The 13,722-nt window shown below is 59.3% G+C and carries 14 protein-coding genes; 4 read left to right on the top strand and 10 right to left on the bottom strand.

Annotation, left to right across the window (positions count from 1 at the left end; genetic code table 11):
* Positions 1-98 precede the first annotated feature (98 nt).
* From HPDFL43_RS05070 to HPDFL43_RS05025, 10 genes are all read right to left on the bottom strand, one after another.
* Positions 99-728, bottom strand: coding sequence for a 2-dehydro-3-deoxy-6-phosphogalactonate aldolase (locus HPDFL43_RS05070; protein WP_040449081.1), 630 nt, complete (start codon positions 726-728; stop codon positions 99-101).
* A complete protein-coding gene (locus tag HPDFL43_RS05065; RefSeq protein WP_007196193.1) occupies positions 725-1,645 on the bottom strand; it encodes a 2-dehydro-3-deoxygalactonokinase in 921 nt (306 codons plus the stop codon). The genes HPDFL43_RS05070 and HPDFL43_RS05065 overlap by 4 nt, the downstream gene beginning before the upstream one ends.
* On the bottom strand, positions 1,626-2,303 hold the full coding sequence (locus HPDFL43_RS05060; protein WP_007196192.1) for an RraA family protein: 678 nt from the start codon (positions 2,301-2,303) through the stop codon (positions 1,626-1,628). The genes HPDFL43_RS05065 and HPDFL43_RS05060 overlap by 20 nt, the downstream gene beginning before the upstream one ends.
* 5 nt (positions 2,304-2,308) lie before the next feature.
* Positions 2,309-3,340, bottom strand: coding sequence for a C-terminal binding protein (locus HPDFL43_RS05055; protein ID WP_007196191.1), 1,032 nt, complete (start codon positions 3,338-3,340; stop codon positions 2,309-2,311).
* Positions 3,333-3,827 (bottom strand): lactoylglutathione lyase family protein, encoded by a 495-nt coding sequence (locus HPDFL43_RS05050; RefSeq protein WP_007196190.1) that lies wholly within the window; start codon positions 3,825-3,827, stop codon positions 3,333-3,335. The genes HPDFL43_RS05055 and HPDFL43_RS05050 overlap by 8 nt, the downstream gene beginning before the upstream one ends.
* 21 nt (positions 3,828-3,848) lie before the next feature.
* A complete protein-coding gene (locus HPDFL43_RS05045) occupies positions 3,849-4,637 on the bottom strand; it encodes an SDR family NAD(P)-dependent oxidoreductase (RefSeq protein WP_007196189.1) in 789 nt (262 codons plus the stop codon).
* Between the two features lies 1 nt (position 4,638).
* Complete coding sequence (locus tag HPDFL43_RS05040) at positions 4,639-5,640, bottom strand: ABC transporter permease (RefSeq protein WP_052093159.1); 1,002 nt, start codon at positions 5,638-5,640, stop codon at positions 4,639-4,641.
* Entirely contained in the window at positions 5,637-7,166 is a 1,530-nt protein-coding gene (locus HPDFL43_RS05035) for a sugar ABC transporter ATP-binding protein (RefSeq protein ID WP_210165622.1), read from the bottom strand. The genes HPDFL43_RS05040 and HPDFL43_RS05035 overlap by 4 nt, the downstream gene beginning before the upstream one ends.
* Before the next feature lie 84 nt (positions 7,167-7,250).
* Complete coding sequence (locus HPDFL43_RS05030; protein WP_007196187.1) at positions 7,251-8,285, bottom strand: sugar ABC transporter substrate-binding protein; 1,035 nt, start codon at positions 8,283-8,285, stop codon at positions 7,251-7,253.
* A 25-nt stretch (positions 8,286-8,310) separates the two neighbouring features.
* Positions 8,311-9,180, bottom strand: coding sequence for an SMP-30/gluconolactonase/LRE family protein (locus tag HPDFL43_RS05025; RefSeq protein ID WP_007196186.1), 870 nt, complete (start codon positions 9,178-9,180; stop codon positions 8,311-8,313).
* 107 nt (positions 9,181-9,287) lie between these two features.
* Here HPDFL43_RS05025 and HPDFL43_RS05020 point away from each other — a divergent pair, with 107 nt between their 5' ends.
* The 4 genes from HPDFL43_RS05020 (at position 9,288) to HPDFL43_RS05005 (ending at position 13,702) form a co-directional block, all read left to right on the top strand.
* Entirely contained in the window at positions 9,288-9,959 is a 672-nt protein-coding gene (locus HPDFL43_RS05020; protein WP_007196185.1) for a GntR family transcriptional regulator, read from the top strand.
* 148 nt (positions 9,960-10,107) lie between these two features.
* The gene (locus HPDFL43_RS05015; RefSeq protein WP_007196184.1) at positions 10,108-11,670 is read left to right on the top strand and encodes a sugar ABC transporter ATP-binding protein; all 1,563 of its coding nucleotides are present in this window, start codon (positions 10,108-10,110) and stop codon (positions 11,668-11,670) included.
* Positions 11,667-12,659, top strand: a complete 993-nt coding sequence (locus tag HPDFL43_RS05010) for an ABC transporter permease (protein ID WP_156970200.1) — start codon at positions 11,667-11,669, stop codon at positions 12,657-12,659. The genes HPDFL43_RS05015 and HPDFL43_RS05010 overlap by 4 nt, the downstream gene beginning before the upstream one ends.
* A gap of 47 nt (positions 12,660-12,706) precedes the next feature.
* The gene (locus HPDFL43_RS05005; protein ID WP_007196182.1) at positions 12,707-13,702 is read left to right on the top strand and encodes a substrate-binding domain-containing protein; all 996 of its coding nucleotides are present in this window, start codon (positions 12,707-12,709) and stop codon (positions 13,700-13,702) included.
* Positions 13,703-13,722 lie beyond the last annotated feature (20 nt).

Genomic DNA, 13,722 nt, shown 5'->3' with positions numbered 1-13,722 from the left:
GGCTCTGTTCGCGGGATCGCCACTTTCGGAACAGAACGCTTCTGCTCTCTTGTTGTTGCTGCTTCGGTTACGCGTTACAAAAATCTGCTTCAGGCCGCCTACCCTGCCAATCCTTTCAAGGTGTCAGTAAATGCCCCCGCTCGCTCGGCGAGCTCTTCCAGATCATAATCCGGTTTGAAAAGAGACGAGCCAAGACCGAACGCACGTGCGCCGGCTTCGTGGTATTGCGGTAGCGTTTGAGGGGTGATGCTTCCAACGGCTGCAATGATCGCATGTTCTGGCAACACTGCGCGCAGGGCGGCGATTGCGGCGGGCGGCACCATTTCCGCGGGGAAGATCTTGAGCAGCGACGCTCCAAGGTCGAGAGCGGCAAACGCTTCCGTCGGGGTCAGGACACCGGGACACCAGTAGAGCCCGCGTTCGATCGCGGCACGGCCAACATCCGCATTTAGGTTGGGCGAGACGATCGCCCGCCCTCCGGCCTGAGCGACGGCTTCGACATCGGCGATACTGAGAACCGTGCCCGCGCCGACAATCGCCTTGTTGCCGCACAATCTGGCGATGCGAGAGATCGAATCGAGTGGCTGTGGCGAGTTGAGCGGCACTTCGATGATGCGGAAACCCGCTGCGAGCAGCAGATTGGCGACGGGTTCCGCATTGTCAGGCTCAAGGCCCCGTAAAATCGCGATAAGCGGCATCGCCGCCAATGCTGCATCGAGATCCATCATGCGACAAGGCCCGCCGCCCGTGCGATGAGGAAGTGCCCTTTGGCGACAATGTCATCCGGCGCCCGGCGGCTCTCAAGTCCGGCTGCGCGCAGAGCGATCTCATAGCGGTCTGAGAGATCACTGCGCCCGACGATGGTGATCTTTTCCGCGCCATCCAGGCCACGGGTCGCCGCCGCAATTTCGGTTCCGATCAGCAATCCGGACAAATAGTCGGCCGTAACATTGCCCTCGATCTTGCCCATCAGAGGCAGGGTTCGCACATGAAACAAGTCGTGTAACAGATTGGCCCCGGCATCCAGCGCTGCGGCAACACCCTGCTCAAAGCCTTCGACGTTGAAGCTGCCGTTCTCCATCAGTCGTCCCAGGATCGTATGCCCCTTCAGCGCCGCGAAGACTTCTCCGGTCATATATGTGTTGAAATCCTCGATCCGCCCGGCGCTGACATGGACCCATTTGCTGTGAGTGCCCGGCATGACGAAAACGCCATCGGCCAGGTCAAGGGCGGAGGCTCCCACAATCTGCGTCTCCTCGCCCCGCATCACATCGGGCCTGCCAAGATGCTCGGTCATGGCGCCCGTGACAAAGTGGATCCGGGCTCCGCTTTTCGTCTCATGGAAGACCAATGACTGCGCAAGCGTGTCCGCTCCTGTCGGAATCCGCACATAGGGCGTCTCGACCCAGCCATTGCGGCTGGTGATCATGCCCGAGGCGAGGATCGGCAGGGTCTTGCCACCGGCCAGCGTTCGCACCATGGCATCGAACACGGCATCGAAATCCATGTCGGACACATGCATGATCCCCTCGCAGGAGGAAGCGCTGTGAAGCACCTCGCCGCTGGCGCTGATCAGAAAGGCCCGCAGCGACGAGCTCCCCCAATCAATGCCGATCAACGCAGGCTCAGATTCGACCGAACTCATTGAGCAGATCCTCTACAGTCTTGCCCTTTGCGACCCATTTGCGGGTTTGCTCTTCACGGTCGGCCTGCTCCTGTGCGAGGGCCACGATCTCTTCGGCCTTGTCGAGCGGAATTACGACGACGCCCATTAGGTCGGCCACGATGAAATCACCGGGATTGACGACGACGCCACCACAGGCAATTGGCACATTGATCGACAGCTCTTCCTTGCGACCGGAGAACATTGTGTGGGTGCCGCGCGGAGTGATCGCGCGGGTCCAGATCGGCCAGTTGATGTCTTCCAGTTCGTCGGTGTCGCGGCCCGCACCGTCGACGATCATGCCGCGAATGCCGCGGTTCTGCGCCAGTCCGCCCATCAACCCTCCGCAGACCGAAGTGTTCAGGTCGCCGCCAGCGTCGACCACGATGACGTCGCCGGGCTGTCCCATCTCGAGGGCCTTGAGCGGGTCGACCAGATCGCCCTTGGAGAGTTGAACCGTGACCGCCTGACCAGTGATCTTGGCACGGAATGCAGGTTTGATGCCGCTGTCCATCACGCCTGTCCTGTACTGGACGTCGGCGAAAACGGCCGCGGCGGAATAGCAGGTCACCACCTTGTCGAATTTCTCCAAAAGGTCCGGCTTGCGGGTGAAGTCGTTGTAAACCTTGAGCACTCTCATCTCCCTTATTGCGTGGACAGCGCCAAAGCGGCGGCATTCACGGTGTAGTCTGGTTCTTGTCCGGTCAGCACTTTGGCCACCTGCGTCGCTGCGGTGACCCGCGCCGCAAGAATGGATTCCTCCGAATAGTAGGCGACATGCGGTGTCACCAGCACGTTGGGCAAGGTGAAGATCGGGTTGTCGTCTGGTGACCAATTCGCCCGCTTGGCAGGCTCCTCTTCGGGATCATCGAGACCTGCGGCACCCAGATTCCCTTCCGTCAGAGCCCGGAACAGCGCCTTGTTGTCGACGGTCGGACCACGCCCGGTGTTGACCAGAATTGCGCCGGGCTTAATCGCGGCAAATTCCGCATCTGACAGGAAGTGCCGTGTCTGCGACGTCATCGGTGCCTGCATCAGGATATAGTCCGACCGCGCCAGAAGATCCGCTTTGGACACAAGCTCGACATTCAGCGACGCCGCAGCCTCGGCTGGCAGGAAGGGATCATAGGCAATCACCTCAACTCCGAAAGCCCTGGCGCGGGACGCGATGGCCTGTCCGATCTTGCCAAGCGACACAACGCCCATCGTCCGCCCACGCAGGCGATAGACCGGCTGACCGCTCTGCCATCGCCAGATGCCCGCATGTGTCGCACGGTCATAGGCGGGCAGTTTACGGGCAAGGGTCAGCCAGAGCGAAATCGCATGGTCCGCCACTTCCTCGGTGCAGTAATTCTGCACATTGGTCACCAGAATACCCCGTTCGGTCGCCGCGTCGACATCGACAATGTCGACCCCAACGCCATAGCGCGCGATCACCTCACAAGACTTCATGCGCAAGATGGTTTCGCGGCCGACCCGCGCGTATTGGTTGATCATCGCCGCGCAATGGGGTGCCACGTCGAAAAGATCCTCTTCCCGCTTGGCCTGAAGCGCGATCACCTCAGCGCCTGCGGCTTCGAGGATCTCTTTTTCGACGCTGACATTGCCAAAGTCGTAATCGGTGATGACAACCTTGGGCTTATCCGTGCGTGGTGTGAAAGCCCCCTGGTCAATCATAAGCGCCCGCCGAGTAGGTCAACTCATAGGAGTGGCTGTAGAGCTCGAAGACGTTGCCGAAGGGGTCTTCCATATAGACCATGCGATAGGGCTTTTCGCCGGGATAGTATTTGCGGACCTGTTGCATACGCTGGCGGCCGCCGAGCGCTTCGATGATTTTGACCCGCCCTTCCAGATCGGCGTCCTGCACGCAGAAATGAAACAGACCGCGACGCCAATATTCGAACGGGCGATCCTCTTCGATGGTCTTGGGAAATTCGAACAGCTCGATCCCGATCCCGTCGCCCATCGACAGGTGCGCGATGCGGAATTTGCCCCAGCCTTCGCCAAAAACATCATCACACATCTGACCGATGGCGCTGTCGTCATGAAGGATTTCCGTAGGAGGCATCAACACGTAGAGATCGAAGGCTTTGGAATAGAACTCGACCGCCTTCTCAAGGTCAGGAACCGTGATGCCGATGTGAGAGAATGTAAGTGCAACCATGGGAGATTCCTTTTCTGTATGTCAGAGAATGCTGCGGATTATGCCGCCCTCGATCCGGTGCGCAGCGCCGTTCGAGGCGGTACTGGCCGATATCGTGACGATCATGCGAGCGACTTCATCCGGCCGGACAAAGCGCTGAATGAGAGAGGTCGGCTCGTCGCTCTTGAAGTAGTTGTCGACAATGGTGTCGAGATTTTCGCCCTTCTGTTCGGCCAGTCCGTCAAAATAGGCTTCGACCCCTTCGGTCCAGGTCGGCCCGGGAAGGATCGCGTTGACCCGAACCCCTGTCCCCTTGGTCAGTTCCGCCATGCCCCTGGTCAAGCCAAGCATAGCGGTCTTGGTGACCGAGTAGTGAACCATCTGGGGCAATGGCTTGACCCCGGCTTCGCTGGCCATGTTGATGATCGATCCGCTGCCACGCCTGAGCATGGACGGCAGGAATATCCTGCTCATGCGCACGGCCGACATGACATTGATATCGAAGTAGCGCATCCAGTCTTCGTCGGTCAGATCCTCGAACGGCTTGACCGAAAAGATGCCGACATTGTTGACCAGAATATCAATCGGGCCCTGCGCCTGGGCAAAGTCTGCGATGGCTGTTGCATCGGAGGTTTTGGTAAGGTCACCGGCCAGGCCCTGCACATTGCCGAGTGGCGAAAGGTCATGGATGCATGCCGCCACTTCTTCGCCGGTCAGACCGTGTACGATCACATCTGCACCTTCCTCCAGATAGACGCGAGCCGTTGCCTTGCCTATGCCGGAACCCGATCCGGTTACCAGAACACGTTTGCTTTTGAGTCCCAGATCCACCTCAGGCTCCCTTTTTCAAAGGACGTTTTGGGGTTTCCGCACCACCCCCGAAAGCGCGCGCCATGAGTGCCGATATCTCGGTTCGCCACATGTCAATGCCAACCGCGAGCAGGATGATCAGGCCGAGCACGATGTTCTGTACCGACGAGGGTGCCGCGTTCAGATTGAGCCCGTTCTGAACGATCACGATGGTCATCGCACCCATCAGGGTCGCGAGGATGTTTCCGCGGCCGCCAGCCAGGCTGGCCCCACCAACCACAGCGGCAGCGATCGCCTGAAGCTCCAATGTCTGTCCGTAATTGGGCGAACCGGAATTCAGCCGGGCAGACATCAGGATTGCGCCAACGGCGGTCATGAAGCCTGCGATCACAAATGTCGTGGTCTGCACCTTCTTGACATCGATGCCTGTCAGGATAGCGGCTGCAGGGTTGCCGCCAACGGCGTAGATCTCACGGCCCAGCTTGGTGAAATTCATCGCGAAGGCGGCGAACGCGTAAAAGAAAACCAGATAGAAGAACGGCAGGGGGATCCCGAGCAGTTTGCCGTAGAATATCGGCTCAAGCGCCGGATCAAGCGAAAAGATGGGCGACCCGTTGTTGAAGGTCAGCGCGAGACCGCGAAACGCTATCAGTGCCGCCAGCGTCGTTATAAACGAGGGTATTCGCCCATAGGCGGTGATCAAACCGATCAACAGGCCGAGCAGACCACCGAAGACCAGGATCAAGGGCAATGCCAGCACAAGCGGGATGCCTGCGAATTTGAGCATCTGGGCGAGGATCATTGTCAGCAGGGCCACCATTGAGCCCGAGCTGAGGTCGATGCCCGCTGCAAAAATCACGATGGTTGATCCGATCGCTATGAGCGCCACGATGCTCACTTGAAGAAACAGGTTCGACAGATTGCCGGGATTGAGAAACCGGTCCGTTGTCAACGCCACGATCAGGGCCACGATCACCATGGCGGCAAAAGGTCCGATCAACTGGGTGTCGAAGATACGTCTCATGCAAAGACCTCCTCTGTGCGGGTCGAAATTGGCTCTGCGGACGCACGCACGAGGTCATCATGCGACAATTCCGACGCTTCAACGGTTCTCTTGATCGCTCCATGCTGAACAACCGCGATGCGGTCACTCATGGCCAACAGTTCGTCATGATCAGAGCTGATGAGAATGATCGATTTGCCTGCGCCGGTGAGCTTGTTGATCAACCTGTACACCGCAATCTTGGCGCCGATATCGATGCCCTGGGTCGGCTCGTCGAGGATCAGGATATCCGCATCCGAGAACAGCCAGCGGGCGATGACGATCTTCTGCTGATTGCCGCCTGAGAGAAAGTTCACGGTTTTTTCTTCCGCCTGTGTCGAGATCTCAAGATCGCGGATCAGATCCTGCGTAGCACGCTCTTCCGCTCGAAGGTTCAGGACGCCAAATCGCGCCAGGCCACCGAGTGCAGCGGCAGTTATGTTTCCGCTGGCACGAAAGTTGAAAAACAGGCCGTCGGACTTTCGGTTCTCCGGAACCAGCCCAAGCCCTGCGCGGATTGCGTCAATCTCACGGCGGAATTTCACCGGCTCGCCCCTCAGCAGGATCTGTCCGGCAGTCAAATTATCGGTGCCAAACAGGGCGCGTGCAATCTCCGTGCGGCCACTGCCAAGCACTCCTCCAAGGCCGAGAACCTCGCCGCGGCGCAGGGTGAACGATGTGTCTGTGACACCTGCCCTGGTGGCAAGACCTTGTGCTTCAAGAACCACTTCGCTGCTGGCGTTGCGTTCCTTGGGGTAGTGGTCGCTGATGTCCTCGCCGACCATGGCGCTGACGATCTCGGACACATTGATCCCGGTTTCGCCGCTGGCGCGCACGACTCGACCGTTGCGCAGGATCGTCACCTCATCGACGATCCGTTCAACCTCATCGAGGCGATGCGAGACATAGAGGATTGCAGTGCCGCGGTCGCGCATCGCACGCAAGAGCTGATGCAGACGCTCGATCTCATCTTCTCCCAAAGCCGCGGTCGGCTCATCGAGAATGATCATGCGGGCGTTCATCGCGATGGCCTTGGCGATCTCGACAAGCTGTTGTTCGCCGACGGAAAGTGTTCCGGTGATCGCATCCGGCGAGATGTCGACGTCCATCTCGGTCAGGACGGCGGCGGCATCGTTTTGCACTTTTGCCCAATCGATTACGCCAAAGCGGGATCGGGGCATGTTGCCAAGAAAAATGTTCTCCCCGACTGAAAGCGTGGGGACGATCGAGAACTCCTGGAAAACGGTCGCGATCCCGAAATCCCGCGCGGCCTGCGGATCGGCGATCTGAACCGCCTTCCCGTTGTATAGGATCTCACCACTGTCAGGCTGCTGTACTCCTGAGAGCGTCTTGATCATCGTCGATTTGCCGCAGCCGTTCTCACCCAGGAGCCCGTGTATGGAGCCGGGCAGAAGCTTGATGCACACCCTGTCGTTCGCCAGAACGCCGGGATAGGTCTTGCTAACATCGACAAATTCCCAAAGGGGTGTCGCGGCTTCCATCGTCATAGCCTCGCCAGGATTGCGGATTTCGGAAAGTGGTTTGCTCCCCGGCGACGCAGATGCGCGCCGCCAGGGAGCCGGGAGAACGGATCAGTACTGTTTCGAGGGCTGCGGGAAGAGCTTTTCAGGTTCCTGCAGGACGCGGACCGCGCCGTCCTTGTCCTCGATCGATGTCGGGGTTTCGATCCAGCCGCCGGGATATGTGCCATTGAGCGCATCGATCGTGGCGTGCATCGCAGCCTTGCCCATGAGGAATGGCGAGGTGTTGACGGTTGCCGTCACACTGCCGGCCGCAATTTCCTCAAGTCCGGAGGTGTCTCCATCGTTGCCCAGAAGCACGATGTCAGACCGACCCAGCGCCTTGGCCGCGAAGGACGCGCCGATGATCATGTAATCGTTGGCGGCAAAGATCATATCAAGATCCGGGTGCGACTGCAGGATATCCATCCCGGCCGTGTTTCCGCCTTCGACGTTCCACTTGCCGTCGATCGATACGACCACGTCGAAGTTTTCGTTGCCTTTGATGCCGTCGAGGAAACCGCCAACACGCTCAGTCGAGTGGTAGCCCGGCTGACCTTCGATGATGCCAACGTTTAGCGGTTTGCTGCCATAGGTTTCGATGGCCCACTCTGCGAGCTTGTGGGTGCCGTTGCGCTGCGAGTAGCCAACCACGCCATGAATCGGGGTCGGGAAATTCGCGATGTCGGAGTTGATCATGACGACCGCCATGCCCTTGTCGACAGCCTGCTTGAGCAGCGGCGCGGCAGCGAATTCATCATGCGTGCCAAAGATGATCGCGTCCACATCCTGGGTCAGCACATCCTGGATCATGCCCATCTGACCGTTGATATCTGCCCCCGATTGCGGGGCCAGCATAAAGACCTCAACGCCCTCTTCAGCGGCGACGGCTTTGATGCCCTCTCCGATTGCGATGTAGTAGTTGAATTCCGTCGCGGGCGGCATGTAGGCCACACGGAATTTTTCGTTCTTCGGCTTGATGGCCTCAATCGGCGCCTGGGCTCCGTCAGCCAGTGGTACTGGCTTGGGGTAGTCTTGCGCCCAGGCCGTTGTTGCGAGCGCGGAAAAGCCCAACGCCAGCATCGTGTTCGTCAGTTGTTTCAACATTGTATTCTCCTCCTGAAATGGGTTGCTATCCGTTAAACGGAGCGTCGATCACTCCGCGGTTGCCAGGCTTCACGGCAAAAAGACCGCCTGAGTCCGGTTCCTTTTTGAGAACTTCCTCGTCGCTCATGAGGCGCGAGGTGGTGATGAACAAAATATCGAGGTCGGGTCCGCCAAATGCGCAACAGGTGGGTTTCCAGACCGGAACCTCGACGATCCGGTCGATCTTTCCGTCGGGCGCGACACGCACTACCCTGCGCCCCTCCCATTCAGCGTTCCAAACCCCTCCTTCGGCGTCCACACAGGATCCGTCGGGCAGGCCGGGTTCGTCGTTGAAGGATGCATGGAGTCGGCGGTTCGAAACCTGACCGGTGCCGATGTCATAATCGAACGCGAAGATTTGACGATCCGGCGTGTCGGCAAAAAACATCGTCGCTCCATCGGGCGAGAAGCAGGTCGAATTGGCGCATGAAACACCCTCCAGGAGAGTGCGGACCGTAAGGTCGGTGTCGATGCACAGAACTGACGAATTGGCCTTGCCGGACACCTCGTTCATGCCGCCCACGATCAATCGCCCCGCACGGTCAGTTCGCCCGTCATTGAGGCGGGTTTCCGGATTGTCGGGTTCAAACAGCGTGACGAGCTTTTCCTGAGCGGTGGCGGGATCGAACAACACGACACGATCTGCGTAGGCAACAATCAAACCGCCTGCAGCGCGGGGTGCGAAGCAGCAGACGCGTTCCGACATGCCGTGGCGGGCACTGTTTCCTGTCACAGGATCGAAGGACCACAATGCGCGCCCTTCGATATCCGTCCACCAAACCAGAGCATCGGCGGGATTCCAGAAGATCCCCTCACCGTGCTGGTTTTTGCAGTCGACGACCAACTCTGCCTGCATGGTAAATTGTCCTCCCAACAATCAACCTGATATCTGATATTCCAGCTTGTTTAATCTGGTGTATCAGATAATTTGGATATCGCAAATTCTTTTTTGGAGAATGCAAGATGGTTCTGGAGAGACCGAAATCGCTGCGCGAACTTGCCCTGGTGCATTTGCGAAACAGCATCATCGACGGCTCCTTGAAAATGGGCCAGACTCTTTCAGAACGCAGCATTTCGGAGGAACTTGGCGTTTCCAAATCACCGGTACGCGAGGCGTTGGCACAGCTTCGCGACGAGGGGTTGGTGAGCATTGAGCCGCAAAAAGGCGCACGCGTCTTTTCCCTCACCGATGAAGAGGTCACTCAGATCTGTGATTTCCGGCAGGCCATAGAAACCGCCGCCTTCGAGCTGGCCCTGTCGCGGGATCCCGAAGGTCTCGCCAAGTCGATGCAACGCGTGGTCGACAACATGGCGAGGGAGCGTGCGGCCGGCAACGAGAAAGCCTATCTCGCCCTCGACACCGCCTTTCACCAAATGATTTTCGAACATGCCGGCAACGATTATCTGACGGCAAGCTACACCCGCTATGTCGGCAAGATCGCGGCCTTGCGCACCCATCTGGCCAGACTCCCCCAGCACACCGAATTGTCCTTTGAAGAGCATCAGTGCATCGCCAGAGCCGTGCGCGAGGGCGACATGCAGGTCATCCGGTCGCTGCTGGCCGAACATATCGACCGCACGCGTCAGGCCTATAAAAGCGCGACCATCGTTCTGGAGGGCACCGTCGCCCAGTGAGCCAAAGTCCCCTTGGCTTGATTTCAGGCGGCCCCTTAGGGGCCGTTTTTTTTGGCCGGTATCTCGCGGCACCAAATTGTTCCATTCGCAAACTTATCGATTGACATCTGATATCTTAGACGCCAATTTTGCGGCGGGAGGAAGAACTGTGACAGCTGCATCGGATCTCGACGCTCTGGCGGTGCAATCGCTCATCCGGCTGGAGGGCGTGTGCAAGAGCTTTGGCTCAAATGTCGTTCTGGATGGCGTCGACTTCGCGCTGCATCCGGGCGAGATCCATGCGCTTTGCGGCGAGAATGGCGCGGGCAAATCCACATGCCTCGGCCTGCTCTACGGTCTGCATCAACCTTCGGGCGGCAAGATCTTCTGCGGCGGACTCGAGACGCGTATCGACACCCCATCGCATGCGCAGGCGCTCGGAATCAGCTGCGTGTTTCAGGAACTCAGCCTTGCCGGGGCGCTGTCGGTTGCCGAGAACATCTATGCGGGGCGCGCGCCATCCCGTTTCGGTGTGGTGGACTGGGCCAAACTGCGGCGCAGGGCCACGGCGCTGTTGTCTGAATTTGGTCTGGATCTTGACGTGTCGCGTCCCGTGGACAGTCTGCCGATCAGTTCCCGGCAGATTGTCGAAATCGCCAAGGCGCTGTCTCTCAATTCCCGAATTCTGCTTCTCGATGAACCCACGTCGGCTCTTGCGCCCGACGAAGTGGAGGCGCTGTTCGAAGTGTTGCGGAAACTGACCCGCAAGGGCATCGGCATCGTCTATGTCAGCCACCATATGGACGAGATTTTTCGCATTGCGGACCGGGTCACCGTCCTGCGCGACGGCTACAGGATCAGCACGTTGCCGACGTCCCAGACTTCGCAGAAGCGAGTTGTTGCGGAAATGATCGGCGGCGCGCATCCCGGCGATGTCAGCCGCTCAGGCGATACCGGCGGAACGGAAGTGCTCGCCGTGACCGCCCTCACCCATCCAGGCCAATTCGAGGATGTTTCCTTTGCCATCAAGGCCGGCGAGATCGTCGGAATGGCCGGTCTGATGGGTGCCCGGCGCAGTGAGATCGTGCGCTCTCTCGTCGGTCTGATGCCCGGGGCATCGGGTAGCGTGAGGCTGCACAGCCGGCCTGTCCAGTTCCATTCTCTGCGGGAGGCCATGCGCGCCGGGATCGGCTTCGTGCCAGAAGAGCGCAAGACCGAAGGGCTCTTTCTCGATCAAACGCTGAGCGACAATCTTATCGCTGCCAGCCTTCCCGAGCACGCAAGACTGGGGGTCATGCACGCGGCATCCATCCGGAAAGCCGGCCGCTCCGCCATCAGCGCCTTCGGCATCAAGACCCGCGGATTGGGCGAGCGTATCGGTGCGCTGTCCGGCGGCAACCAGCAGAAGGTCATGCTGGCCAAGTGGCTCAAGCGCGCACCCCAGCTTCTGATCATCGAAGAGCCTACCAAGGGCGTCGATGTCGGCGCCAAATTCCAGATCCATACAGAACTGCTGCGCTGCGCCGCTGAGGGAATGGCGATCCTGATCGTGTCTTCGGACTTCCCCGAACTGGTCTCCCTGGCAACGCGTATCCTGGTTGTCCACGAAGGCAGGATCATGGGCGACATCGCTGCAAATGACGCAACGGAAGCTGCTTTGCTGCAGATGGCCGCCGGCCACAAGCTCGGCGTGCCGACCGGTTCGACCCATCATGCAGGAGCCACATTGTGACTTTGTCCGCCCAATCCAGCACGCCTGAGCGTATGCCGCTCTTTCGTCGCGGCCTCAAGGCATTTGTCGACATCCGGGAACTCACCCTGATTGCTCTGATCGTGACCATCATCATCGTGATGGCAAACCTGAACCCGTATTTCCTCAGCTTTTCCAATTTCAGGGCGGTTGCGGTGGGCATGGCTCCCACGGCGATCATCGTGATCGGCATGGCCATCCTGCTCGCGTCCGGAGGGTTCGATCTTTCGGTGGGATCGGTTATGGCGCTGTCATCGACCGTGGTCGCGATGCTGCTCCTGGCAGGCGTGCCGATACCTGTAGCGGTCCTGGGCGGCCTCATTCTCGGCGCCATCATCGGCGTTCTCAACGGATTGCTGGTCACCGGGCTTGGAATAAACCCCTTGATTGCGACGCTCGGAACGATGTCCATCGCGCGCGGCATCGCCCTTGTGCTCACAGAAGGGTTTTCCGTCTCCAGCCTGCCGGCCTCATTTGCCTGGATAGGCAAGGCCGATATCGGCGGTTTTCCGGTGATCGTTCTCGTCACGATCCTGCTGGTGGTGTTTTTCGATCTCGCCGTGCGCCACACGCGCTTTTTCCGCCAGGCCTATTTCATCGGAGCCAATGAGAAGGCAGCGATGCTTTCAGGCATTCATGTCACCCACGTGCGGATCATCCTTTACGGCCTGACCGGGGTTCTGGCCGCCCTGGCCGGCGTGTTGCTGGCCTCTCGACTGATGAGCGGCACTCCCACGGCGGGCAACGGAATCGAGCTGCAGGTTCTGGCCGCGGCGGTGATCGGGGGCGCTTCCCTCAGAGGCGGCGAAGGCACGATACTGGGCGCCTTCCTTGGCGTGGTGTTCGTTGCCCTGATCAACAACACGATGACGATGCTGGCCGTGTCGATCTACTGGCAGATGATCGTCATCGGCGGCGTCCTGATCTGCGCCGTTGCTCTGGACATGCTGATCCGGAGCAAACGGAGCTGAGCAAAACAGCCTACCCACACATCCAACGATCCAAGGAGGAGATCAAGATGACCGATGTAAATGTTAACAGGCGCAAGCTGCTGACTGCCGGCGCCACGGCCGGTCTGGCCGCAGCCTTCGGGCTTCCGGCGTTGTCCACAGAAGCGATGGCGCAGGCAGCAGGCAAGGAGTACGTGTTTCTATCGATCGTCACCCAAGTGCCATTCTGGGTGGACTACCGCAATGCCATGAAAGATCTCGAAGAGCTGATGGGGATCAAGGCCACCTTTACCGGACCGCTGGATTTCGACACCGCTGCGCAGGCGCGTCAGCTCGACGAACTGATCGCACGCCGGCCAGCCGGCATTCTCATCTTCCCGGGCGATCCGGCCACACTGGCCCCCGGGGTGGAGCGCGCGGTTGAGGCCGGCATCCCGGTGACCTGCTGCATCGGCGACATTCCCAACAGCCCGCGCTCGACATTCCTGGGCATCAACGGCGTCCAGGCCGGACGCGTGGGCGGAGAAATGCTTGCGCAGGCCATTGGCGGCAAAGGCAAGGTTATTCTCGGCACTTTCCCGGCCCCGTCCACGCTAGAACGGGTCGAGGGCTATAAACAGATCTTCGCCGAAAAATATCCCGAGATCGAAGTCGTCGATGTGGTCAACGACAAGGCGGACCCATCCTATGCGCCGACCGCCTATTTGCAGTCCATTCAGGCCAACCCGGACATCGTGGGTATTGGCGGAACCGATGGCGACAGCGGCAAGGGGGCAGCGATCGCTGTAAACGAGGCCGGACGCAAGGATATCAAAATCGTTGCCATGGACCGCAATGACGACATGCTTCCCTATATCGAGGACGGCACGATCTATGGCGCGGTGGCCCAGAAATCCTATCTTGAGATATTCTTGGCCTTCCACATGATGCACTGGCAGAACACCGATGCGCTCAAGATCTTGCCCGATTGGAAGGCTGCCGGAATCAACCCGCTGCCGGAGCGAGTGGAGACCGGCGTGATGGCGATCACGGCCGAAAACGTTGCGCAGTTCAAACACGCATGATCATGGCGCCGGCGCAGGAG

It is taken from the genome of Hoeflea phototrophica DFL-43 (genome assembly GCF_000154705.2).
Classification (GTDB): Bacteria; Pseudomonadota; Alphaproteobacteria; order Rhizobiales; family Rhizobiaceae; genus Hoeflea; species Hoeflea phototrophica.
Note: the sequence above shows the minus strand (reverse complement) of the source record. Positions and strands in the feature narration are given on the sequence as shown.

Bases quoted from the DNA above. Each gene is read 5' to 3' on its own strand.
- HPDFL43_RS05070 (WP_040449081.1), bottom strand. From the start codon at position 728: ATGATGGATCTCGATGCAGCATTGGCGGCGATGCCGCTTATCGCGATT.
- HPDFL43_RS05065 (WP_007196193.1), bottom strand. From the start codon at position 1,645: ATGAGTTCGGTCGAATCTGAGCCTGCGTTGATCGGCATTGATTGGGGG.
- HPDFL43_RS05060 (WP_007196192.1), bottom strand. From the start codon at position 2,303: ATGAGAGTGCTCAAGGTTTACAACGACTTCACCCGCAAGCCGGACCTT.
- HPDFL43_RS05055 (WP_007196191.1), bottom strand. From the start codon at position 3,340: ATGATTGACCAGGGGGCTTTCACACCACGCACGGATAAGCCCAAGGTT.
- HPDFL43_RS05050 (WP_007196190.1), bottom strand. From the start codon at position 3,827: ATGGTTGCACTTACATTCTCTCACATCGGCATCACGGTTCCTGACCTT.
- HPDFL43_RS05040 (WP_052093159.1), bottom strand. From the start codon at position 5,640: ATGAGACGTATCTTCGACACCCAGTTGATCGGACCTTTTGCCGCCATG.
- HPDFL43_RS05035 (WP_210165622.1), bottom strand. From the start codon at position 7,166: ATGACGATGGAAGCCGCGACACCCCTTTGGGAATTTGTCGATGTTAGC.
- HPDFL43_RS05030 (WP_007196187.1), bottom strand. From the start codon at position 8,285: ATGTTGAAACAACTGACGAACACGATGCTGGCGTTGGGCTTTTCCGCG.
- HPDFL43_RS05025 (WP_007196186.1), bottom strand. From the start codon at position 9,180: ATGCAGGCAGAGTTGGTCGTCGACTGCAAAAACCAGCACGGTGAGGGG.
- HPDFL43_RS05020 (WP_007196185.1), top strand. From the start codon at position 9,288: ATGGTTCTGGAGAGACCGAAATCGCTGCGCGAACTTGCCCTGGTGCAT.
- HPDFL43_RS05005 (WP_007196182.1), top strand. From the start codon at position 12,707: ATGACCGATGTAAATGTTAACAGGCGCAAGCTGCTGACTGCCGGCGCC.